The 22,588-nt window shown below is 70.5% G+C and carries 22 protein-coding genes; 15 read left to right on the top strand and 7 right to left on the bottom strand.

Translation table 11 applies throughout. From position 1 onward, the window contains the following. Nucleotides 1–38: 38 nt before the first annotated feature. Nucleotides 39–1,064, bottom strand: coding sequence for a purine-nucleoside phosphorylase (locus tag BLQ76_RS15400; RefSeq protein ID WP_090675038.1), 1,026 nt, complete (start codon nucleotides 1,062–1,064; stop codon nucleotides 39–41). A gap of 210 nt (nucleotides 1,065–1,274) precedes the next feature. Next, nucleotides 1,275–2,072, bottom strand: coding sequence for a potassium channel family protein (locus BLQ76_RS15405; RefSeq protein ID WP_090675041.1), 798 nt, complete (start codon nucleotides 2,070–2,072; stop codon nucleotides 1,275–1,277). A gap of 131 nt (nucleotides 2,073–2,203) precedes the next feature. Here BLQ76_RS15405 and BLQ76_RS15410 point away from each other — a divergent pair, with 131 nt between their 5' ends. Next, a complete protein-coding gene (locus tag BLQ76_RS15410) occupies nucleotides 2,204–2,776 on the top strand; it encodes an NnrU family protein (RefSeq protein ID WP_090675043.1) in 573 nt (190 codons plus the stop codon). 7 nt (nucleotides 2,777–2,783) lie between these two features. Here BLQ76_RS15410 and hslV read toward each other — a convergent pair whose 3' ends face one another. Beyond that, a complete protein-coding gene (gene hslV / locus BLQ76_RS15415; RefSeq protein WP_090675355.1) occupies nucleotides 2,784–3,341 on the bottom strand; it encodes an ATP-dependent protease subunit HslV in 558 nt (185 codons plus the stop codon). A 346-nt stretch (nucleotides 3,342–3,687) separates the two neighbouring features. Between hslV and hisB the strand changes: the two genes are divergently transcribed. From hisB to BLQ76_RS15465, 10 genes are all read left to right on the top strand, one after another. After that, nucleotides 3,688–4,296: an imidazoleglycerol-phosphate dehydratase HisB gene (gene hisB, locus BLQ76_RS15420; RefSeq protein ID WP_090675358.1), complete on the top strand. Its 609-nt coding sequence runs from the start codon at nucleotides 3,688–3,690 to the stop codon at nucleotides 4,294–4,296. Continuing rightward, on the top strand, nucleotides 4,293–4,757 hold the full coding sequence (locus tag BLQ76_RS15425) for a DUF2628 domain-containing protein (protein ID WP_170842614.1): 465 nt from the start codon (nucleotides 4,293–4,295) through the stop codon (nucleotides 4,755–4,757). The genes hisB and BLQ76_RS15425 overlap by 4 nt, the downstream gene beginning before the upstream one ends. After that, nucleotides 4,754–5,410 carry an imidazole glycerol phosphate synthase subunit HisH gene (gene hisH / locus BLQ76_RS15430; protein WP_090675048.1) on the top strand — a complete coding sequence of 219 codons (657 nt, stop codon included), beginning with the start codon at nucleotides 4,754–4,756 and terminating at the stop codon, nucleotides 5,408–5,410. Before BLQ76_RS15425 ends, hisH begins: the two co-directional genes overlap by 4 nt. Then, nucleotides 5,410–6,147, top strand: a complete 738-nt coding sequence (gene hisA, locus BLQ76_RS15435; protein WP_090675050.1) for a 1-(5-phosphoribosyl)-5-[(5-phosphoribosylamino)methylideneamino]imidazole-4-carboxamide isomerase — start codon at nucleotides 5,410–5,412, stop codon at nucleotides 6,145–6,147. The genes hisH and hisA overlap by 1 nt, the downstream gene beginning before the upstream one ends. Nucleotides 6,148–6,201: 54 nt before the next feature. Next, complete coding sequence (locus BLQ76_RS15440; protein WP_090675053.1) at nucleotides 6,202–6,771, top strand: Uma2 family endonuclease; 570 nt, start codon at nucleotides 6,202–6,204, stop codon at nucleotides 6,769–6,771. A 51-nt stretch (nucleotides 6,772–6,822) separates the two neighbouring features. After that, entirely contained in the window at nucleotides 6,823–7,608 is a 786-nt protein-coding gene (gene hisF / locus BLQ76_RS15445) for an imidazole glycerol phosphate synthase subunit HisF (RefSeq protein ID WP_090675056.1), read from the top strand. A gap of 3 nt (nucleotides 7,609–7,611) precedes the next feature. Further along, nucleotides 7,612–7,947, top strand: a complete 336-nt coding sequence (locus tag BLQ76_RS15450) for a phosphoribosyl-ATP diphosphatase (RefSeq protein ID WP_090675059.1) — start codon at nucleotides 7,612–7,614, stop codon at nucleotides 7,945–7,947. Beyond that, the gene (coaA, locus tag BLQ76_RS15455) at nucleotides 7,944–8,933 is read left to right on the top strand and encodes a type I pantothenate kinase (protein ID WP_090675062.1); all 990 of its coding nucleotides are present in this window, start codon (nucleotides 7,944–7,946) and stop codon (nucleotides 8,931–8,933) included. Before BLQ76_RS15450 ends, coaA begins: the two co-directional genes overlap by 4 nt. 144 nt (nucleotides 8,934–9,077) lie before the next feature. Then, on the top strand, nucleotides 9,078–10,772 hold the full coding sequence (locus tag BLQ76_RS15460) for a methyl-accepting chemotaxis protein (RefSeq protein ID WP_090675065.1): 1,695 nt from the start codon (nucleotides 9,078–9,080) through the stop codon (nucleotides 10,770–10,772). Between the two features lie 96 nt (nucleotides 10,773–10,868). Further along, complete coding sequence (locus BLQ76_RS15465; protein WP_090675068.1) at nucleotides 10,869–12,431, top strand: OpgD/OpgG family glucan biosynthesis protein; 1,563 nt, start codon at nucleotides 10,869–10,871, stop codon at nucleotides 12,429–12,431. A gap of 61 nt (nucleotides 12,432–12,492) precedes the next feature. Here BLQ76_RS15465 and BLQ76_RS15470 read toward each other — a convergent pair whose 3' ends face one another. Next, nucleotides 12,493–13,245, bottom strand: coding sequence for a helix-turn-helix transcriptional regulator (locus tag BLQ76_RS15470; RefSeq protein ID WP_244519664.1), 753 nt, complete (start codon nucleotides 13,243–13,245; stop codon nucleotides 12,493–12,495). A gap of 219 nt (nucleotides 13,246–13,464) precedes the next feature. On the opposite strand from BLQ76_RS15470, the gene hslU reads away from it, so the two are divergent. Further along, nucleotides 13,465–14,775, top strand: a complete 1,311-nt coding sequence (hslU, locus tag BLQ76_RS15475; protein WP_090675362.1) for an ATP-dependent protease ATPase subunit HslU — start codon at nucleotides 13,465–13,467, stop codon at nucleotides 14,773–14,775. Between the two features lie 39 nt (nucleotides 14,776–14,814). On the opposite strand, the gene BLQ76_RS15480 is transcribed toward hslU, so the two are convergent. Continuing rightward, a complete protein-coding gene (locus BLQ76_RS15480) occupies nucleotides 14,815–17,298 on the bottom strand; it encodes a PAS domain-containing protein (protein ID WP_244519671.1) in 2,484 nt (827 codons plus the stop codon). Between the two features lie 635 nt (nucleotides 17,299–17,933). Between BLQ76_RS15480 and BLQ76_RS15485 the strand changes: the two genes are divergently transcribed. Beyond that, on the top strand, nucleotides 17,934–19,247 hold the full coding sequence (locus tag BLQ76_RS15485; protein WP_090675072.1) for an MFS transporter: 1,314 nt from the start codon (nucleotides 17,934–17,936) through the stop codon (nucleotides 19,245–19,247). Here BLQ76_RS15485 and BLQ76_RS15490 read toward each other — a convergent pair. Both BLQ76_RS15490 and BLQ76_RS15495 read right to left on the bottom strand, forming a co-directional pair. Next, entirely contained in the window at nucleotides 19,169–20,020 is an 852-nt protein-coding gene (locus BLQ76_RS15490; protein ID WP_090675074.1) for a class II glutamine amidotransferase, read from the bottom strand. The genes BLQ76_RS15485 and BLQ76_RS15490 overlap by 79 nt on opposite strands. A gap of 42 nt (nucleotides 20,021–20,062) precedes the next feature. Continuing rightward, nucleotides 20,063–20,821 carry an aspartate/glutamate racemase family protein gene (locus BLQ76_RS15495; RefSeq protein WP_090675077.1) on the bottom strand — a complete coding sequence of 253 codons (759 nt, stop codon included), beginning with the start codon at nucleotides 20,819–20,821 and terminating at the stop codon, nucleotides 20,063–20,065. Nucleotides 20,822–20,993: 172 nt separating this feature from the next. Here BLQ76_RS15495 and BLQ76_RS15500 point away from each other — a divergent pair, with 172 nt between their 5' ends. Together BLQ76_RS15500 and BLQ76_RS15505 are read left to right on the top strand one after the other, a co-directional pair. Then, entirely contained in the window at nucleotides 20,994–21,458 is a 465-nt protein-coding gene (locus tag BLQ76_RS15500) for an Lrp/AsnC family transcriptional regulator (RefSeq protein ID WP_090675080.1), read from the top strand. Nucleotides 21,459–21,595: 137 nt separating this feature from the next. Continuing rightward, a complete protein-coding gene (locus tag BLQ76_RS15505; RefSeq protein WP_090675081.1) occupies nucleotides 21,596–22,552 on the top strand; it encodes a DUF1402 family protein in 957 nt (318 codons plus the stop codon). Nucleotides 22,553–22,588: the final 36 nt, after the last annotated feature.

Below are 22,588 nucleotides of genomic sequence, written 5' to 3' on the forward strand. Positions count from 1 at the left end.
GCGCCCCGCGCCGAAGCCGGGGCGCTTGTTTCCAACGTTTACTGCGCGGGAACGCCAGCGGACCAGCGGTCCCAGTTCGCCAGGATATCGGCGGTCAGCGCGTGACCCACGCGATAGGCGTTCTCGGTGGCGAGCGGGAAGCCGCCCGAGCGGGCCTTGAGCGACGTGTAGGCATCGCCGCCCTCCGGCTCGCGATCGAAGTTGGAGGCGGTGCGTAGAAGCGCCACCCGGTCGAACCGGAGCAGCCCCGCCTGCTCGCCGCGCTGGAGCGCGGTCAGCGTGGCGTTGTCCTCCATCTGCGTCGTGCAGTAGTTGCCCTGGCCGTCGGTCGCGGTCTTCACCAGCTCCGCCATCGCATCGGCCAGGCGCTGGCCGTGCCAGTAGGTGTCGCTGGACAGGGTATCGCAGATCGAGACGGCGGGCGCCGCGCTTCCCGGACCCTTGCCGTAGGTCGCGCGATAGGTCTTGGCGGCGTCGCCGTCGAGAAGCTCGACATCCTTCGACAGCGCGTAGGCGCGTTGGAGAAGCGGTTCGTTCAACTGGAACAGCTCGGTCTTGGAACCCCAGGTCGCCTTTTCACCTGGCGCCTTCGCCCCCAGCGCCAGCGCGCCCGAACTCCAGCCCGCCGGAATCTGGCGCGCATCGATGTCGTGCCGCAGACCGCCATCCACCGCATAGCGTGCCCAGTGCGCCGAGCCGAGCGTGCCATCGTCGGGATCGACGCCCGCGATGCCGGCGATCAGGAAATAGGTCTGCGACAGGTCGAACCGGCCGCTGTAGACCAGCGCCGAGACCGAGCTCGCCGCGTTCGCGAAACCCATCGCCGTGGTCATGTGGCACAGGCCCTCGGTGCCGCAGTGGACCTCGGGATACTCGGCCGACAGACCCGGCACCTTGATGACATCCGTCAGGTTCTCGTTGGCGAGCCAGGGCTTGGCCTCGTCGCCGAACATCGTGATCACGAAGACCTTGGGCGCCATCGGCGCGCCATCCTGGGCCGCGCCCGGCGTGACGGTCATCGCGGTCGCCGCCAGCAGGGCGGCCATCATCCAGGTCCGTTTCATACGGCTTCCTTCCTTTGTCGATACAACAGGCGGGAAAGAACCGAGCCGGCGGAGGGATACAAGCGCCAAGACCGAGCGCGAAGGCAGAATGTTCCGATCGGCCTGCGCGAGCGGCAGAACACGGCGCGATGCCTGCTCTCGCGCCAGGGTATGCCCCGTTTCGAGGCGCCGGGCTTGCGCGCTCGCCTCGGATCCGACGGGTGCCAGCGGTCAATCGCCGTCGTCGGGGATCGCCAGCAGATGGCCGCAGGCCTTGCAGTGGACGGCATCCGGCTCGTGGCGCTCGAGCGCGCAGCGCGGGCAGCGGAAGAAGACCTTGTAGGGGCGGAACACGGCCTGCGCGAGACGCACGAAGAGCGAGATGCCGACGATCATGGTCACGATCGAGGTCAGCTTGCCGGCCACCCCCGGCAGCGTGATGTCGCCGAAGCCCGTGGTCGTCACCGTCGCCACCGTGAAGTAGAGCGCGTCCACATAGCCTTCGACGCCCGAGCCCGGCCGCGCGAACGCCGTGTACACAAAGCCGGTGATCACGAAGAGGCAGGTGACGAGGTTGATCAGGGCGCGCGCCGCATCCTCGTAGGCGCGCCACCGGCTGCGGCGCACCGGGCGCCACAGCACCTCCTTGTGCGACAGCGTCCAGATTTTCAGGACCCGCAGGAAGCCGAGGCTGAAGAAGTAGCTCGGCGCCACCAGCGTCAGAAGCACGAGAAGATCGATCCAGACCGTCGGTCGCCGCAGCCAGCGCGACAGGCGCGGCGCGACCAGCGCCCGCGCCAGAAGGTCGAGCCCCACCACGAGCGCCGCCGCGTAGTCCAGCCACAGGAAGGTGCGCCGGTTCTCGATCAGGGGGCTCAGGATGAAGAAGGCGATGATCAGGACATCGATCGCCGCCATCGCCGCCTGGAACCGGAGGGCCTTCGGGTGGTCGGAGTTGTAGAGGGCGTCGAGCCGGCGCCGCAGGCGGCGAAAGCGGGACTCGGCGGGTTCGGCGGCGATCTTCGTCATGCGCGGAAAAAGCTAGGGCATCCGCCCCGAACCGCGAGCCGCCCGAACCGTCCCTTGCGCACCCGCCCGCTTGCCGGTTTCCCGATTTGGAACCATTCTCGCCGCGCGGCGCAACGCGGCAGGGTCGGTTCATGCTTCTTCTCGTTCTCGGTCTCGTGCTGTTCGTCGGCGCCCATTCGCTGCGCATCGCGGGCGAGGCGCCGCGCGCCGCGCTGCTCGCGCGGCTCGGCGAGGGTCCCTACAAGGGGCTCTATTCCGCGGTCTCGCTTGCCGGCCTCATCCTGATCGGCCAGGGCTACGGCGACGCCCTGGCCGCGTCCGGCATGGTCTGGATCCCGCCCACGGGCCTGCGCCACCTCACGCTGCTGCTCGTGCCGATCGGCTTCGTGCTCGTCGTCAGCGCCTATGCGCCGGCGGGCCGCATCAAGCGCGCCGCCCGCCACCCAATGGTGCTCGGCATCGGCATCTGGGCGCTCGGCCACCTCCTGGCCAACGGCGAGACCGCCAACGTCGTCCTGTTCGGCGCCTTTCTCCTGTGGGCGGCGGCGGACTATGCCGCCTCGCTCCGCCGTGCGCCCCAGCCCGTCGCCGGTCCCGTCTCGACCAAGGGCGACGCCATCGCCATGGTGGTCGGCCTCGGCCTCGCCCTGGCCTTCCTCCTCGGCCTGCACCAGTGGCTGATCGGCGTCTCGCCGCTTCAGTAGTGCCGCGTCACACCGCGTCCATCGCCTCCAGGACGACGTTGTCGTTGGTGTAGATGCAGATCTCGGCCGCGATCCGCATGGCGCGCCGCGCGATCTCCTCGGCTTCGAGATCCGTGTCCGCGAGCGCGCGCGCCGCCGCCAGAGCGTAGTTGCCGCCCGAGCCGATCGCGATCACCCCGTTCTCGGGCTCGAGCACGTCGCCGTTGCCGGTCAGCGTCAGCGTCACGTTCCGGTCCGCCACGATCATCATCGCCTCGAGGCGCCGCAGATAGCGGTCCGTGCGCCAATCCTTGGCCAGCTCCACGCAGGCGCGCGTCAGCTGGTCGGGATACTGCTCGAGCTTGGCCTCCAGCCGCTCCAGCAGCGTGAACGCGTCCGCCGTCGCGCCCGCGAAGCCCGCGATCACCTGGCCGTTCTTGCCGAGCCGCCGGACCTTCTTCGCGTTCCCCTTCATCACCGTGTTGCCCAGCGACACCTGCCCGTCGCCCGCCACCACGACACGCCCGCCCTTGCGCACCGTGACGATCGTCGTCCCGTACATCATCGCCGGATCATGCCTGTCCATCATCACACCCATCCACGCCGGGCCCAACGCCCGCTCGCCGCCCATATGGGCGCGCGGCGCGGCGACCCCAAGGGCGGGGCGTTCGGGGTCCAAGACGGGGCTCCGCCCTCGACCCGGCAGGGACATGATGTCCCTGCACCCTCTTCTCTTGAAGAGGTGTCCCGATCCGGGAGGGGTCGCAGACCCCTCCCGGATCGGGACATGTCGCCAAACGAAAAGAAGGGTCCGGGAATTCTTTCCCGGATGGGGGTCGGGGCGATAGCCCCGCTACGACCTTGAACGCCCGCGCCCTTTTGGTCCGCGCCGCTGCGCGCTATGGGGGGGCGAAGCGTTGTGGAGACGGATGATGGGTGAGACGGCGGGTCGGCGGGATGCGAGCGTGGAGCGCGCGACCAAGGAGACGCAGATCCGGGTTCGGGTGGATCTCGACGGGCAGGGCCGGGCGCGCGTCGCGACGGGCGTCGGCTTCTTCGACCATATGCTGGATCATCTCTCGCGCCATTCGCTGATCGACATCGACGTCGAGGCGAAGGGCGACCTTCACATCGACGACCACCACACGGTGGAGGACGTCGGCATCGCGCTGGGGCAGGCGATCCGCCGGGCGATGGGCGAGCGGCGGGGCATCCGGCGCTATGCATCGCTGGATCTGGCGATGGACGAGTGCCTGACGCGCGCGGCGATTGATGTCTCGGGGCGTCCGTTTCTCGTGTTCCGCACGCGCTTCACGGCGGAGAAGATCGGGACGTTCGACACGGAGCTGGTGCGCGAGTTCTTCCAGGCGCTCGCGATCAACGCGGGGCTGACGCTGCATATCGAGACGCTCTACGGCGAGAACTCGCACCACATCGCGGAGACCTGCTTCAAGGCGGTGGCGCGGGTGCTCGGCGAGGCGCTGTCAATCGACCCGCGCCAAGCCGATCTCGTGCCGTCCACCAAGGGCATGCTGGCGTGACGACGCGCTGGCGCGTCTTCGAGCGGGAGGCAGCCGCGGAGCCGAGCGAGGCGGCGCGCTTCGTGCCGGAGCGGTTCGCTTGGGCAGCGCTGGTGCTGCCGCCGGTCTGGCTCGCGAGCCACCGCCTCTGGTGGTGGGCGGTGGGCGCCCTGGTGCTGGAGATCGCGTTTCCCCTGCTCGGCGCCCTGTCGGCCGCGCCCGGCATCGGCGGCCTCCTGTCGCTGCTGCTCGGCGTCCTCGTCGCGCTGGAGGGCCCGAGCCTTCGGGCGCGGCGGCTGGAGCGGCAGGGCTGGCGCGAGCGTGCGGCGTTCGAGGCGCGCGATCTGCCGGAGGCGGAAATCCTCTACTACGGGCGCGAGCGGCGCTTTGTGGCGCCGCAGGCCGTGGTGCCCATCGTGGCGCTGCCGCCGCGCCCGGCCCGCACCCTCTTCGATCCCCCTTCTTCGGGACTGCGTGCATGAGCGAGACGGTCGCCATCATCGACTACGGCTCGGGCAACCTGCGCTCGGCCGCGAAAGCCTTCGAGCGGGCGGTCGCCGAGGCCGGGACCGGCGTGCGGGTTCTCGTTACCGAGGATCCGGACGCGGTGCGCCGGGCGGACCGCGTGGTGCTGCCGGGCGTCGGCGCCTATGCGGACTGCCGCGCGGGGCTGGCCGCGGTGCCGGGCATGGAAACGGCGCTGCGCGAGGCGGTGGAGGGGCGCGGCGTGCCGTTCCTCGGCATCTGCGTCGGCATGCAGCTCATGTCGGACCGGGGCCTGGAGAAGACCGTGACGCAGGGGCTCGGCTGGATCGGCGGCGACGTCGAGCCGATCGTGCCGAGCGACCCGGCGCTGAAGGTTCCGCAGATCGGCTGGAACACGATCCGCCAGCATCGCGACCATGCGCTGCTGGACGGCATCGCGACCGGCGAGACGGGCCTCCACGCCTACTTCGTCCATTCCTACCATCTCGTGGCGACGCGGCCCGAGGAGGTGGTGGCGAGCGTCGACTACGGCGGCGCGGTCACCGCGATCGTGGCGCGCGACAACCGCGCCGGCACCCAGTTTCACCCCGAGAAGAGCCAGACGCTGGGTTTGGCGCTGATCGCGAACTTCCTGCGCTGGAGACCGTGATGCCGATCCTCTTTCCCGCGATCGACCTCAAGAATGGCGCCTGCGTGCGCCTGAAGCTCGGCCTGATGGACGAGGCGACGGTCTACAACGAGGACCCGGCCGCGCAGGCGCGCGCGTTTGCCCGGCAGGGTTTCACGCATCTCCACGTCGTCGACCTCGACGGCGCGTTCGCAGGCCGCGCGGTGAACGGCGCGGCGGTGGAGGCGATCGTGCGTGAAGTCGGCGACGAGATGCGCGTCCAGCTCGGCGGCGGCATCCGCACGCTGGAGGACGTCGAGCGCTGGCTCTCGCTCGGCCTGTCGCGCGTCATCCTCGGCACCGTGGCGGTGCGCGATCCCGCGCTCGTGCGCGAGGCCGCCCGGCGCTTTCCCGGCCAGATCGTGGTCGGCATCGACGCCAAGGGTGGGCGGGTCGCCGTGGAGGGCTGGGCGGAAGCCTCGGAACTCACCGCGACCGAGCTGGCGCTCCGCTTCGCCGATGCTGGGGTGGCGGCGATCGTCTACACCGACATCGACCGCGACGGGATTCTGGCGGGCGTCAACTGGGACGCCACGATCGCGCTCGGGTCTGCCGTGCCGATCCCGGTGATCGCGAGCGGGGGCCTCGCCTCGATCGAGGACATCCACCGCCTCGCCGCGCCTGATGCCGCGCATCTGGAAGGCGCCATCACCGGCCGCGCGCTCTACGACGGCCGCCTCGACCCGGCCGAGGCCTTGCGCGTGCTGGCGGCCGCCTGAAGCGCTGTTTCACGTGAAACCGCCCTGCCCTTTCGGGGCAGGAATGGCGGCGCTATGTTGGGTGACATGAACGTCCAGACGCCGACCATCCGGACTGCCGACGACTTCCTGCGCTGGAACGAGGGCCGCGCGGGTAAGCTCGAGTTCGTACGGGGAAGGATCACCGGCATGATGACAGGCGGCTCGAGGCGTCACGCCGAGCTTTTCCTGCAGCTGGCCTTTCTCCTGAAACGAGACCTGACCGATCCCTCGCTTCGCATCACCGCAGCCGACTATGCCGTTCGTACGCCGGTCGGCATCCGCTATCCCGACGTTCTGGTTCACCGGGACGAGGGCGACGGCCGAGACCTTGCGACCGGCGAGCCCCTGTTCATCGCCGAGATCCTGTCGCCCTCGACGCTGGCGACGGATTTTGGAGAGAAGGCTGCGGAGTACACCGCGCTTCCCACCCTCCTCCACTATCTCGTCCTGTCGCAGGACGAGCCGCGCGCCTGGCTCTGGCGGCGCGACGAGACGCAAGCCTTCGGTTCGCCCGAGATGGTGGCGGGCGCGGACGAAAGCGTCACCCTCGACGGCTTCGCGCTGACCCTGTCCCTTGCCGAGCTCTATCGCGGCATCGCATAAGCCGCGCCACAGGCGCCCCCGGCGTCGCCCCCTTCGACAGGCCGTTTTCCCGTGACCCTCAAAGCCCGCATCATCCCCTGCCTCGACGTGAAGGACGGGCGCGTCGTGAAGGGCGTGAACTTCGAGGGCCTGCGCGACGCCGGCGATCCCGTGGAAGCCGCCCGTCGCTACGACGCGGCCGGCGCCGACGAGCTCTGCTTCCTCGACATCACCGCGTCCTCCGACAATCGCGACACGATCTTCGACGTCGTGGCGCGAACGGCCGAGGCCTGCTTCATGCCCGTCACCGTCGGCGGGGGCGTGCGCACGGTCGCCGACATCCGCCGCCTCCTGCTCGCGGGCGCCGACAAGGTGTCGATCAACACGGCGGCGGTGGTAAAGCCCGAATTCGTGGCGGAAGCGGCCGACAAGTTCGGCAACCAGTGCATCGTGGTGGCGATCGACGCGAAAAGCGTCGCGACCGAGGGCGAGGCACCGCGCTGGGAGATCTTCACCCATGGCGGGCGAAACCGAACCGGCATCGACGCCGTGCAGTTCGCCCGGCGCGTCGTGTCGCTCGGCGCGGGCGAAATCCTTCTCACCTCCATGGACCGCGACGGCACCAAGGCCGGCTTCGACCTGCCGCTCACCCGCGCCATCGCCGACGCCGTCACCGTGCCGGTGATCGCGAGCGGAGGCGTCGGCACGCTCGACCATCTGGTGGCGGGCGTGCGGGAAGGCGGCGCGGGCGCCGTGCTCGCCGCCTCGATCTTCCATTTCGGCACCCACACGGTGATGGAGGCCAAGCACCACATGACGGCGGCCGGCATCCCCATGCGCCTCGACGGAGCGCACTGAGCCATGAGCACCCACGGCTTCACGCTGACCAGCCTCGAGCGCATCGTGGCGCAGCGCGCCGCATCCGGCGACGATGGCTCCTACACCGCCAAGCTCGTCGCGCGCGGCACGCTCTATGCCGCCCGCAAGCTCGGCGAGGAGGCGGTGGAGCTCGTCGTGGCGGCGATCGCCGAGGACGAGGCGGCGTTGACCGGCGAGGCGGCCGACCTCCTCTACCATCTCCTCGTGGTGCTGCGGCTGCGCGACGTTCCGCTCAGTGCGGTGCTCGCCGAGCTCGAGCGGCGCACGGCGCAGACCGGCCTTCAGGAGAAGGCGTCGCGGGTGCCCGACGCCGGATGAGCGCCGCCGTGGACCCCTTCACCCTTCGACCCTCGCCGCTCGGCGGCGAGGCGCTGTCGCCCTACCACTTCTTTCCGGCCGAGACCTGGGCGACCTTCCGCGGCCGCGAGGCGCTGACGCTCACCGCCGACGAGGTGCGCCGCCTGCGCTCGCTCGGCGACCAGATCGACGTCGACGAGGTCGAGCGCATCTATCTCGCCGTCTCGCGCCTCCTCTACTCCCACGTGGAGTCCAGCCAGGCGCTGTTTCGCCAGCGCAAGCGCTTCCTGCGCGGCTCCGACCAGGCGCGCACGCCCTTCATCATCGGCATCGCCGGCTCGGTGGCGGCCGGCAAGTCGACCACCGCGCGCATCCTGAAGGAGCTTCTCGCCCGCTGGCCGGGCACGCCCAAGGTTGACCTCGTCACGACCGACGGGTTCCTGTTTCCGAACGCGGTGCTGGAGGCCAACGGCCTGATGCAGCGCAAGGGCTTTCCGGAAAGCTACGACGTCGCGGCGATCCTGCGCTTCCTTAGCGACATCAAGGCCGGCGCCCGCCACGTGCGCGCGCCGGTCTACTCGCACTTCTTCTACGACGTCGTGCCGGGCGAGAGCGTCGAGGTTGACCAGCCCGACATCCTGATCTTCGAGGGGCTCAACGTCCTGCAGGTGCGCGACATGCCGCCGGGCGGCCGCTTCGTGCCCTTCGTGTCGGACTTCTTCGACCACTCGATCTATATCGATGCCGACGAGCGCGACCTGCACCGCTGGTACGTCGCACGCTTCATGCGCCTGCGCGAGACGGCGTTCCGCGACGAGGCCTCCTTCTTCCATCGCTATTCCGCGATCTCGGAGGACGAGGCGCTGACCATCGCCGAGCGCTTGTGGACGACGATCAACGCCCGGAACCTCTACGAGAACATCCTGCCGACGCGGCCCCGCGCGGACCTCATCCTGCGCAAGGGCGGCGACCATCTCGTGGAAGAGGTCGCGTTGCGCAAGATCTGAGCCGGCGGCGGGCGGTTAGCGAAAGCTTTACCGCGATTCGCGGATTGGCCCGATCAGCAGCCGCGAGCCCGTCGCCTTAAGCGATCGGAAGCCGCCTCCCCCCTACCCTTCGACCGTCATCGGTCCGTTGGGAGTTCGGCCGGCATGCGCATCACCATCAAGGCACGGCTCGTCGCCTCCTTCACCCTGGTTCTCGTTCTCATGGGCGCGCTCGGCTTCGTGGGCTTGCGCGCTCTGGAAGCGTCCAAGGCCGCACTCGAGGCGACCGTTGCCGGTCCCATGAAGCAGAGCGAGCGCCTTCTGACGGTGCGCGCCTATATCTCCGACGTCGGCCGTCTCGCCAACACGTTGGATACCGTGACCGACCCGGCCGTCTTCCAGGACCTGTCGGACACCGCGATCGAGCGCAGCCGCAAGGCGCAGGCGCTTCTGGCCGACTACCGCGCCGGGGCGCCGGATGCCGAACGCGCCTCGCTGGACGGCCTCGAGGCGGATGCGAAGCAGTACGAGACGATCGCCGCCGACGTCATCGCGCTCCTGACCAAGGCCAATGGCGACCGTGCCAACGGTGCGGGCGCGGCCGCCGAGGCCGCCGCGCTTTCCAACACCGGCATGCGCCCGCTCATGTCCAAGATGGTGGACAGCCTCGCCGAGGCGCGCGACCGCGAGACCGCCCGCACCGCGGAGCTTCTGGCCGGCAACGCCGCCGCCTTCGACCGCACCCGCCTCCTGTTCCTCGGAACGCTTGGCCTTGCGGTCGTGCTGGCGGCCGGCGCCGCGGCCTGGATCGCCACCTCGGTCGGCCGCGGCCTCGGCCGCTCGGTGGCGCTCGCCCGGCGGATCGGCGAGGGCGACCTGACGGCACGCGCCGGCGAGGGTCCGGCCCGCGACGAGATCGGCGACCTGCAGCGGGCGATGGGCGAGATGACCGCTCGGTTGCGCGAGGTCCTGGGCGCGGTCGGCGCTTCGGCCGCGCAGGTGGCGTCCGGTTCAACGCAGTCGGCGGCGACCGCCGAGCAGCTGTCCTCGGGCTCCACCGAGCAGGCCTCGGCCTCGGAAGAGGCTTCCGCGGCGGTCGAGCAGATGACCGCCAACGTGCGCCAGAACGCCGACAACGCGTCGCAGACCGAGAAGATGGCGGCCCAGGCCTCGGCCAATGCCGAAGCCTCGGGCGAAGCGGTTCGCCAGTCGGTCGCGGCCATGCGCCAGATCGCCGACAACATCGTCGTGGTGCAGGAGATCGCGCGCCAGACCGACCTTCTGGCCTTGAACGCGGCGATCGAGGCGGCGCGCGCGGGCTCGCACGGCAAGGGGTTCGCGGTGGTGGCGAGCGAGGTGCGAAAGCTCGCCGAGCGCTCCGGCGAGGCGGCCGCGCGGATCGGCGAGTTGTCGGCCGAGACGATGCGCGCCTGCGAGGCCGCGGGCGACCGACTCGGCCAGCTCGTGCCCGACATCCATCGCACGGCGGAACTGGTGGGCGAGATCTCAGCGGCCTGCCGCGAGCAGTCAGTGGGCATCGAGCAGATCAACCAGGCCATCGTCCAGCTCGATCAGGTCACGCAGGCCAATGCCAGCGCCGCCAACCAGATGGCGGCCACCGCCGAGACGCTGTCGGCCGAGGCGCGCGATCTCGACGAGCGCACGAGCTTCTTCCGCACCGGCGAGGCCGAGGCCGCGGCGCCGGCCCGCAAGGCGGAGCCGGCGATGGCGACGAGGCCCGCCCCGTCGGCCGCGCCGATCCCGCTGCGCCGCCCGGTCACCGCACCCTCCAGGTCGGCTCCCAGGGGCATCGCGCTCGACCTCGACAACGAGGGCGGCTTCGAGCGCATGAGCGCCTGACGCCGGGTCCCGCCGACCTCCGGTCCCGCGCGGCGCCGTTGACACGGGCCGCGCAACGCCCTTACTGCCGCCCGACTTTGGGGACAGGAAGGCGCCATGACGATCGATCTCAACCGCCGCGAACTGATGCTCGGCCTCGGCCTTCTCGGGCTGTCGGGCGTGACCGGACAGGCCCTGGCCGCCGAGGGCGACGCCCTTCGGTTCGGCGAGCCGCAGCCCTTCTCCTTCGACGCGCTGGTGGAGCGCGCCCGCGCCATGGCGGCCGCGCCCTATGTGCCCGAGGTGCCCGCCGCGTCCGACACGCTGGAGCGCATCGACTTCGACCAGCACTGGCGCATCCGCTACCGCGCCGACCAGACGCTGGAACTGAACGACGGCCGCGCGCCGATCCGCTTCTTCCACCTCGGTCGCTACTTCAAGCTGCCCGTGGGCATCCACGTGGTGGAGAACGGGCAGGCGCGCACGCTGCGCTACGACCCCAAGCTCTTCGACATACCCGCCGACAGCCCTGCCAAGGAGCTTCCCGACGATATCGGCTTCGCCGGCTTCCGCGTGCTGGAGCCCGGTACCGAGACGGACTGGCTGGCGTTTCTGGGCGCGGCCTACTTCCGCACGTCCGGCGAGGACAACCAGTTCGGCATGTCGGCGCGCGCGCTCGCCATCGACGTCGCCATGCCGACGCCGGAAGAGTTTCCCCGCTTCACGGACTTCTTCCTCGAGCCCTCCGCCGACGGACGGCTCGCGATCTCCTGCCTCCTCAACAGCCCCCGCGTCGCGGGCGTCCTGCGCATGGACGTCCGGAAGGGCGGGCCGATCGTCATGGACATCCAGGCGCGCTACTTCGCGCGCGACGACATCCAGCGCTTCGGCATCGCGGCGCTGACTTCGATGTTCTGGTATTCCGAGACCGACCGGGGGCGGCGCGTCGACTGGCGGCCCGAGGTGCACGACTCCGACGGCCTCGCTCTCTGGACGGGCGCGGGCGAGCGCATCTGGCGCCCGCTCAACAATCCCGTGAACGTGATGACCTCGAGCTTCACGGACGAGAACCCGCGCGGCTTCGGTCTTCTTCAGCGCGACCGTCTCTTCGACAACTACGAGGACGACGGCGTCTTCTACGAGAAGCGCGCCAGCGTCTGGGTGGAGCCCAAAGGTAATTGGGGCCGGGGCGCCGTGCAGCTCGTCGAGATCCCGACCGACGACGAGATCCACGACAACATCGCCGCCTACTGGCTCGCCGACCAGTCGGTGCGCCGGGGCGACGCGATCGCGCTCGACTACGTCCTGCATTGGGCGAACCGCGAGCCCTACCCGCCCCGCGTCGGCGAGGTCGTGGCGACGCGGCTCGGGCGCGGCGGCATCGCGGGCCAGCCCCGTCCCGCCGGCGTCACCAAGGTCGTGGTGGACTTCGACGGCGGCCTGGTGGGCGCCCTGCCCCGCGACGCCAAAGGCGTCGAGGCGGTGGTCTCGACCTCGCGCGGCACGCTCGGCAAGGCCGATGCCTACTCCGTCAAGGTCGGCACCGCCTGGCGCACGACGTTCGACATCACGGCGGAGGGCACCGATCCCGTGGAGTTGCGCTGTTACCTGCGCCAGGGCGACACGGTGCTGACCGAGACCTGGGCCTACCAGTTCCTGCCGCTACCGCGCCCTGCCTGACCGGCGGTCGTTTCGCCTGCGAAACGAGAACGGGCGCCCGATGCGAGCGCCCGTTCTTGCATCAGGAGAGGTAGCCGAGCTGCGCGGCGAGCGCGACCGCATGGGTGCGGTTCGAGGCGTTGAGCTTGCGGGTCGAGGACGTCATGTGCTGCGAGACCGTGTGCTCGGAGACCTTGAGGATCAGGCCGATCTCGGAGCTCGTCTTGCCGAGCATGGCGAGCCGCAGGCAGTCGCGCTCGCGCCCCGTCAGCGGGTTGTTGCGCTGGTTTTCCTGGAAGCGGCAGACGGTCAGGATGCCGAAGGTCGTGAACGTCGCGATGTGGAGATCGTCCGCGGTCTCGTCGCTCACCGGGTCGCCGGGTCCCGACAGCGACAGGACGCCGGTGAAGCCGGTCAGGCCGTGCACAGGGCAGTAGACGCCCTGCAGGCAGTCCTGGTTCGCCAGGAAGCGGGCCTGCGGGCTCATGTCGGGGTCGGCCGGATCATAGCCGTACAGCGTCTCGGCATCCCATACGAAGGGCACCGCGCCCGAGCGCAGGGCGCGCAGAACCGGCGAGAAGCGGTTCAGCCCCAGTCGCTCGAAGCCGCGCCGGAACTCCTCGCTCCAGTTCGAGGCGAGAAGCCGCATCTCCGACCCCGCCTCGTCCGTGGATGGGATCGTCATCAGGGCGTAGCGCGTGAAACCCTCCGACCGCGCGCCCTCGGCGAGCGCCTGAAACAGCGTTTCTTCCGTCCAGGGTCGGGGAAGCGCGGCCAGATGCGTCTGCAGACCCATCAGGCGCGGGAGCCGGTTGGCGGGACGGGGGCCGGGCAACTCATGATCGGTTCCCTGTCATCTGGAGGAGCGGACGGTGCGTGACCCCATCTTAACGCGAAACCGCCGCATTTCGACCCGGCTTTTCGCGCAGATCGTCAGGATTCCTTCCTATCGGGCGGTGCTATCCGGAAACCCTGGCACGGCGCGCCCGGCATTCCCATGTTCGGGGCCGACGGGCGCCGCACCTGGCGGGCCCTCCATTGGACGGCACGAGGCATGACCGACTTTTCCCCCCGCGAGATCGTTTCCGAGCTGGACCGCCACATCATCGGCCAGCGCGATGCCAAGCGCGCCGTCGCGGTGGCGCTGCGCAACCGCTGGCGCCGTCAGCAGCTGGAAGGGAGCCTTCGCGAGGAGGTGTCGCCCAAGAACATCCTGATGATCGGTCCCACCGGCGTCGGCAAGACCGAGATCTCGCGCCGCCTTGCCAAGCTCGCGGGCGCGCCCTTCCTCAAGGTCGAGGCCACCAAGTTCACCGAGGTCGGCTATGTCGGCCGCGACGTCGAGCAGATCGTGCGCGACCTCGTGGAGATCGGCATCGGCCTCGTGCGCGAAAGGAAGCGCGAGGAGGTGAAGGCGCGCGCCCATGCCGGCGCCGAGGACCGCGTGCTCGACGCGCTGGTCGGCAAGACCGCCTCGCCGGCCACGCGCGACGCGTTCCGCAAGCGCCTGCGCGCCGGTGAGCTCGACGACAAGGAGATCGAGGTTGAGGTGGCCGACACCGCCAACCCGCTCGGCGGCATGGACATTCCTGGCATGCCCGGCGCCAACATCGGCGTCCTCAACCTGTCCGAGATGTTCGGCAAGGCGATGGGCGGGCGCACCAAGACGCGGCGCACCACGGTCAAGGAAAGCTACGACCTCCTGATCAACGAGGAGTCCGACAAGCTCCTCGACAACGAGGCCCTGGTGGCCGACGCGATCCATGCGGTCGAGAACAACGGCATCGTGTTCCTGGACGAGATCGACAAGGTCGCCAACAACGGCGACGGCCGGGGCGGGGCGGGCGTGTCGCGCGAGGGCGTGCAGCGCGATCTCCTGCCGCTCGTGGAGGGCACGACGGTCGCCACCAAGCACGGGCCGGTGAAGACCGATCACATCCTGTTCATCGCATCGGGCGCCTTCCACGTCGCCAAGCCCTCTGACCTTTTGCCCGAGCTTCAGGGCCGCCTGCCGATCCGCGTCGAGCTGCGCGCGCTGGAGCGCGACGACTTCCGCCGCATCCTGACCGAGACCGAGGCCTCGCTGATCAAGCAGTACGTGGCGCTGCTCGCGACGGAAAAGGTCGAGCTCGAGATCACCGAGGACGCGATCGACGCGATCGCGGACCTGGCGGTCCAGCTCAACGGCTCGGTCGAGAACATCGGCGCGCGCCGCCTCCAGACCGTGATGGAGCGCGTCCTCGACGAGATCTCGTTCGAGGCGCCCGACAAGGCCGGGCAGAGCTTCCGCGTCGACGCCGCCTATGTGCACAAGGCGCTGGACGGCATCGCCGGCAACACCGACCTGTCGCGCTTCATCCTGTGACCGGCGGGGTCCTGGCGCGACTGGGCCGGGACGTCGCGCTCAGGCCCGCTCCGCCGGGCGCGCCTGGGCGAGCCGCTCCAGGCTCGCGGCCAGCTCCTCCTTGCGGAACGGCTTGGTGAGGCGCGAGATGCTGCTGTCGATCCCGTCGATCTCGGCATAGCCCGACACGATCAGGACGGCCGCATCGGGACGGTGGCGCCGCGCGAGCGCGGCGAGCTCGACCCCGGTCATGCCCGGCATCAGGTGGTCGGTGACCAGCAGATCGAAGGGCACGCCCGCCTCGACGAGGCGGGCCGCCTCCTCCGCCGAGGCGGCCTCCACGATCTCGTAGCCGAGCTCGTCCAGCATGTCCGCCGTGCTCATGCGCACGAAGATCTCGTCGTCCACCAGCAAGACCCGCCCGCCCGGCGCGGAGGCCGCGGGACCCACGAGGCTCGGCGCCGCGATGGCCTGGGGCGAGACGGCGGCGCGCGGCAGCCAGAGCACGACCTCGGTTCCCACCCCGACCTGGCTCTCGATCGTCATGGCCCCGCCGAGCTGCGAGGCGAGCCCGTGCACCATGGACAGGCCGAGGCCCGTACCCTTGCCGATCCCCTTGGTCGAGAAGAAGGGCTCGACCGCGCGCGCCAGCGTCGCCTCGTCCATGCCGTGACCGGTATCGGCCACGCCGAGCCGCAGATAGGTGCCCTCGGGCAGCCGCGCGGGATGATCCGCGTCGATGCGCTCCTCGCTGAGGGCGATGCGCAGCGTGCCGCCGTCCGGCATCGCGTCGCGCGCGTTGACCGCCAGGTTCAGGAGCGCCATCTCGATCTGGTTCGGGTCGCCCCGCGCCATGGCGAGGCCCGGCGGCGCCTCGACCGCGATCTCGATCCGCGGTCCGGTGGTGCTGGAAACGAGGTCCGCCATGCCGGCGACGAGGTCGCCGAGATCGAGCGCGAGCGGCTGGAGCGGCTGGCGCCGCGCGAAGGCGAGGAGACGCTGCACCAGGAGGCTCGCGCGCGCGGCCGACTGCGCGGCGCCCGTGATCAGCCGCTGCTCGCGCTCGCTGCCCACGCCCTGGCGCTGCAGAAGATCGAGCGTGGCGACGATCGGGGTCAGGAGGTTGTTGAAGTCGTGCGCGACGCCGCCCGTCAGCTGGCCCATCGCCTCCATCTTCTGCGACTGGCGCAGCGCCTCCTGCGCTTCCAGAAGCTGGGCCTGGCCGCGCAGCCGCTCCGTCACGTCGATCACGAACTGGTAGACACCGATCTGGCGGCCCGCCTCATCGCGGAGCGGGCGAAAGTTGATCTCGTAGGAGGGACGCGCCCGCGCCGGGTCGCCGAACTCCTCGACAAAGGTGACGTTCTCGCCGGTCATGCCCCGGGCCCAGCCAGCGCGCACCTCGTCCTGGTGGTGCGGCCAGGGGGCGAGAAGCTCGAGGATGTTGTCGCCCGCCTGCGGTCGCACCCCGAAGACGCGCTCGAACTCGTCGGCATTGGCCTGGTTGAGGGCGAGGATGGTGTAGTCGAGGTCCAACGCCATCACCATGATGTCGGTGCCTTCGACGATCGTCGCCAGCATGTTGCGCTCGACCGTGCTCTCGGCGACCCGCTCCTCCAGCGTCGCGTTCAGCTCCCGCAGCCGGTCCTCGGCCGCCCGGCGATCGTGGATGTCGACCGAGGTCCCGAACCAGCGGGTGATCTCGCCGGTCTGCGGATCGCGATAGGGCTCGGCCCGGTCGAGGAACCAGCGGTAGGTGCCGTCGGCCGAGCGGATGCGATGCTCGCAGGCGTGCGTCGTGCCCTTGTCCCGCGCGGCCTGAAAGGTCGCCACCACATGGGGCGCATCGCCAGGATGAATGAAGGCCCCGGCGATCTCGCCCGGCGACATGGAGCTGAACGGGGCGCCGGTATAGAGCGAGAACTGCCGGTTCAGGAACTCCATCCGCCCGTCGCCATCCGTGATCCAGATGATCTGGGGAACCGTGTCGACCATCAGGCGGAACTGCGCCTCGCTGTCGGCCAGCGCCGCCTCCGCCGCCTCGCGGGCCCGCTCGGCCGCCACGCGCCCGGTCGCCTCGGTCACGAGGCAGAAGACGCCGGCCGGCCGGCCGTCCTCGCCCGGGACGGGCGAGCAGTCGATGTCGACCCAGGCCGGCTCGTGTCCGCCGCCGCGCGGCGGCGTGATCTCTTGGCTGCGAACGAGCCGTGTGCGGCCCCCCAGCACCTCGCGCACGACGTCGGAGCCGACAGGCGCGACCGCCGGTCCGTTCTCGTCCAGCTGCGAGCCGAGAAGCGCGGGATGGCGCTCGCCCGCGAGGCGCGCATAGGCGTCGTTGTAGAAGACGATGCTCGGAAGGCCCCATAGCAACGCGATCGGCGCCGGCGAGGCGAGCAGCAGGAGAAGCGTGGTGCGCAGGCTCGCCGGCCAGCTCTCGATGGTTCCGAGAGCGGTCGTGCTCCAATCGCGCGAGGCGATCCGTGCGCCGCAGTCGCCCGCCGCGCGAAGGCTCTCCCGAACGTCTCGGGCTGGCGCATCGGGCACGCGTGTTTCTCCTTGGTGGTCGATGGGGACCGCTTCGCGCTCCCTTGCGCCGCTTTTAGTGGTTTTGCGGCGCCGCGTCATGGTGGAACTTGCGACGGTAATCGATCGTGCGGAGAATTTCGCGGACGGTAGCTGGGATCGCCAAGCGACACCTCGTTCGGTTCGATGGCGCGAGGCCAAAGCGCTTGCGTGGCCACGAACACCCGGTTCAGCTTCGGCCGGCGTCGCAGATGCCCGGCCTCGCGGTGAGGGGACCCGCCAAGCCTTCCGCTCGTGCCCATTCCCGGGAGACGCTCAGGGCGACAGGGACCCCCCCGCGGCCGGAGCGTCCGAGCGCCGCGATCGAGGCTGCAGCGACAGGCGAAGCGCACGATAGGCGACGCGGACAGGCGATGCGGGGTCGTCCCGACGCGCGCCGGTCGGCACCCCCGCGACCGGGAACCCGATACAGCGAGCCCCCGTCCGACATCGCCGCAAGGGTGCGATCGACCCCAAGGTCCGCGCAGGCCTTTCGCCTCCCGCGCTGTCCTTCCGCCTGATGGACCACCGGCTGGCCCGCTTTGACAAACGGCGCGCTTGCGCCGAGGGATCGGTCCCGGGGCCCGGCACCAGGCTCCACCGGACGGGAGCGGCTCATGAGCGCAACCATATCCTTCGAGGATGCTTTGGCCCGCATCGGTACGGGGACCTTCCAGAGACGTCTGCTTCTCGTGTTCGGTTTGGTCTGGGCGGCGGATGCGATGCAGGTGCTGAGCGTCGGCTTCGCCGCGCCCTCGATCGCCGCCGAGTTCGGCCTGAACGTGCCGCAGGCGCTGCAGGTCGGCACCGCCTTCTTCGCCGGCATGCTGGTCGGGGCGAGTGCCTTCGGGCGGCTCGCCGACCGGATCGGGCGGCGGCGCGTCTTGCTTCTGACGATCGCGATCGACGCCGTCTTCGGGCTCGCCTCGGCCTTTGCGCCGGATTTCGCGTGGCTTCTGGCGTTCCGCTTCCTCACCGGGCTCGGCGTCGGCGGCACGCTGCCGGTCGACTACGCGCTGATGGCGGAGTTCCTGCCCCCGCGCGGCCGGGGCCGCTGGCTGGTGATGCTGGAGGGGTTCTGGGCCGTGGGCACGATCGCGCTGGCGCTTGCCGCGCTGGCTGCGCCCCGGCTGTCGGACGGGCCGGCCTGGCGGACGCTGTTCCTGCTCACCGCCCTGCCCGCGCTGGTGGGCCTGGCCGCGCGCCTCTTCGTTCCGGAATCGCCGCTCTATCTTCTGCGCCAAGGTCGCGAGCGGGACGCGCGCGCCGTCCTCGAACGGCTGGCCCGCATCAACCGCTACCAGGACGAACTGCCCGCCATCGCGCCCGCCCCGCCGACCGCGGCCGGCGGCTCGATCCTCGGGCCGAACCTGCGGCGGCGCACGCTCCTGATCCTTCTCGTCTGGCTTCTGGTCTCGATGAGCTACTACGGGGTGTTCGTCTGGCTGCCGGTGCAACTGGCGGCGCAGGGCTTCGGCTTCCTGCGCGGCGAACTCTTTCTTCTCCTGGTGGCGCTGGCGCAGCTGCCGGGCTACGCGCTGGCGGCCTATGGCGTCGAGCGCTGGGGACGGCGGCCGACGCTGGCGGGCTTCCTGGTTCTCAGCGCGGCGGGCTGCGTTCTCTACGGGCTCGACCCCTCGCCCGCGCTCGTCGCCGGCTCGACGCTTCTGATGAGCTTCGCGCTGCTCGGCACCTGGGGGGCGCTCTACGCCTGGACGCCGGAGCTTTATCCCACGCAGTTGCGGGCGACCGGCATGGGCGCGGCGGGCGCCGTCGCGCGGCTCGGCGGCCTCGCCGCGCCGAGCCTTCTCGCCCCGCTCGCCGCCCAGAGCTTTGCGGGCGCGCTCGCGCTCTACGCGGCGTTTCTCGTGGCGGCGGCGGTGGCGACCGTGTCCCTCAGGGCCGAGACGCGGGGCGCGGCGCTGGGCTGAGCGTGCGCGCCAAGCGGGTCGAAGCGGCGCAGCCGCGCCTCGCCGTCCGCCACCTCCAGCACCGATCCCGGCGGGATCGGCTGCCAGCCCGACGGATCGCAGCCGCAGGGCTCCGAAGCGACCAAGACGGACGACCCGTCGAGCTTGGCATAGAGCGAGGGCGGCTGGCCGTCGCTCGCCCAGCGGAAGGCGAAGAGCCGCTCGCCGTCGGAATGCACGGCCGCAAAGCGCAGCGCCTCGTCGGGCCCGCCGTTGAGCGCGAGGATGTCGCGGAGGGTCGCGGCATAGGCGCCGGCCGGATCGATCTCCGAGCCGCGGCCGAGCGCGGCCAGGAAGATCGCCTCCGAATCGCAGGTGCCGCGCCGCTCGCCATACAGCGCGTCGGGGATCATCGCCTCGACCTCGCGGCGCAGGCGCGGATAGTCGCCGATCTGCCCGTTGTGCATGAAGAGTTGCCGCCCGTGCGCGAAGGGGTGGCAGTTGCCGGTGGACACCTCGCCCGAGGTCGCCGCCCGCACGTGGGCGAGAAACAGGCCGGAGCGGATCTGCCGGCAGAGCGAGACGAGGTTGCGGTCGCTCCAGGCCGGCAGGATGCCGCGGTAGAGGCCTGGCTCGGGACGCTCGGCGTACCAGCCGAGGCCGCAGCCGTCGCCGTTGACGACGGTGCGCGCTTCGCGCGCGGCCATGGACTGGGAGACCAGCGAGCCGGCCGGATGGATCAGGAGATCCTCCAGAAAGATCGGCGAGCCGGAATAGGCAAGGAGGCGGCACATGCTGGGGGCAGGCTCTGCTGGGGTTCGGTGCGTCGCCCGATCCTATGCTGCGATGCGTTCCCCAAGCTGGCGCGAGGCCAAGAGACCGTTGTCCAGCGCGAAACGGCTCTTGTCCAGCGCAAACCGGATCGCCGCTTCGGCGTGGATCGTGGTGGAGTCGAAGCCGGGCAGCACCTGGGCGGCGGGGTCGATCAGAAGGCAGATCTCGGTGCAGCCGAGGATGACGCTGTCGGCGCCCGCGTCGCGGCCGCGCTGCACGACCTCTTCCATCGCCCGGCGCGAGGCGTCGAGGACGCGGCCGGCGCACAGTTCCTCGAAGATGACGCGGTGCACCAAGGCGCGGTCGGCCTCGTTCGGCACCAGCGGACGGATGCCGGCGCCCGCCTCCATGCGCGCATGGTAGAAGCCGTGCTCCATCGTGTAGCGCGTGGCCAGAAGCAGCGGGCGGCGGTGGCCGGCCGCCGCGATCCGGCGCCCGGTCTCGGCGACGATGTCGATGAGCGGCACGCCGACGGCGGCCTGCACGGCATCGGCGACGAGGTGCATCGTGTTGGTGCAGATCAGGACGCAGTCGGCGCCGGCCCGCTCCAGCCCTTGCGCGCTCTCGGCCAGCATCCGCGCCGCCTCGTCCCAGCGCCCCGCCTTCTGGAGCGCGACCACGGCCGAGAAGTCGAGCGAGTGGACGAGGACGTCGGCCGAGGCGAGGCCGCCGAGGCGCGCGCGCACGGCCTCGTTGAGAAGACGGTAGTAGACCGCGGTCGACTCCCAGCTCATGCCCCCGATCAGCCCGATCCGCTTCATCGCCCGCTCCTCGTGTCCGCGTTCCTGTCGCCCATGATGATGCGGTCGGATGGCACGCCGCAGGGCGCGTTTTCCAGCGAAGGGAACGGGAACGCGTGCACGCGCTCGGCGCCATTCAGGAGTTCGACGCACGGTTCTTGCATCGAGCGGTGAAACCCTGCACGGATGCTTCATGCTCGACGATCGCGACCACCATCTTCTGGCGCTCCTGCAGGAGGATGCCGCCATTCCCGTCTCGGTGCTGGCCGAGCGGGTGAACCTGTCGCCCTCGGCCTGCTCGCGCCGCATCGCGCGGCTCGAGGCCGACGGCGTGATCGCGCGCCGCACGGCCGTGCTCGACCGGCGCAGCGTCAACCTGCCCACCACGGTCTTCGTGATCGTGAAGACGTCGAGCCATGAGGCGGGCTGGCTGGAGGAGTTCCGCGCCGCCGTCCAGGCGATCCCCGAGATCGTCGAGGTGCACCGGCTCACCGGCAACTTCGACTACATCCTGAAGGTGGTGCTGCCCGACGTCGAGACCTACGACGCGATCTACAAGCGCCTCGTCTCGCGCGTGACGCTGTTCGAGATGTCGGCCTACATCTCGATGGAGACCGTGAAGCACGAGACGCGCCTGCCGACCCGCTATGCGCGCTGACGGACCGTGTCCGCAGAGCCACAGGCGCTGTTTCACGTGAAACCGGGACTACCGGGCCGGGTGCTCCCTGCCCTAACGTGACCGCATTCGTCGGTTTTTCGCTGGTCCGACGCTCCCGACCCACCGAAAGACGGCTCATGGTCCGCCTTGCCGCGCCGCTTCTGGCGGCGCTTCTCCTGGCCGCGCCGGCCGCGGCCGCAACGCCCGTCCCGCCCGGAAACCGCCACGCCGAGCAGCCCGCCGTGCCCGGCGCGTCGGGCCGGCGCACGGCCGCCACGCGCTCCACCTTCGAGGCCAAGTACGAGCGCATCCACCAGCTTCTCGCCACGAGCCGCGACCTGCAGGAGAAGATCCGCGCGAGCGCCCGGCGCTACCGCATCGATCCCGTCCACATCGCCGGCGCGCTGGTGGGAGAGCACACCTACAACGTCGACGCGATGGACCGCCTCCAGACCTACTACGTCAAGGCGATGAGCTACCTGAACTCCGGCCTCGACTTCAGCCATGGCGGGGTCGGCATCGCCGAGTTCGTGGCGCGGCCCGAGTTCGCCGACTGCCGGGGCGCCAGCGACGCCGCCGTGTGGAGCTGCCGCGAGCGCGTCTTCGAGCGGCGCTTCCGGGGCCGCACCGTGGACGGCGTGCGCTATCCCGACAACCGCTTCGGCGCCGTGTTCTTCCAGCCCTACTATGCCGGCCAGACCTTCGGCCTCGGCCAGCTCAACCCGCTCACGGCCCTGTCGGTCTCGGACCGGGTGGAGCGCGTCTCGGGCTTCCCGGCGCTGGACATGCGAAAGGCCGGCGAGGTCTACGCCGCGATCATGAACCCCGACCAGTCGCTGGACTACGTCGCGGCGGTGATCGCGGCCGAGATCGAGGCCTATCGCGACATCGCCGGCTTCGACATCTCCGGCAATCCCGGCCTGACGGCGACGCTCTACAATGTGGGCGACCCGATCGGCCGGGCCGGCCAGCTGGCGAGCGAGAACCGGCAGCGCGGGGCCGGAGGGCTTGGGCCGCGCTGGCCCGAGGAGAACTACTACGGCTGGCTCGTCAACGCGAAGCTCGCCGACCTGAGGGCCATCTTCCCGCGCTGAGGTGGTGTTTCGGGGGCCGATCCCTCGGCGCCCCGA

Origin of the sequence: Aureimonas jatrophae, assembly GCF_900104035.1 — a bacterium.
GTDB classification, from domain to species: Bacteria; Pseudomonadota; Alphaproteobacteria; order Rhizobiales; family Rhizobiaceae; genus Aureimonas; species Aureimonas jatrophae.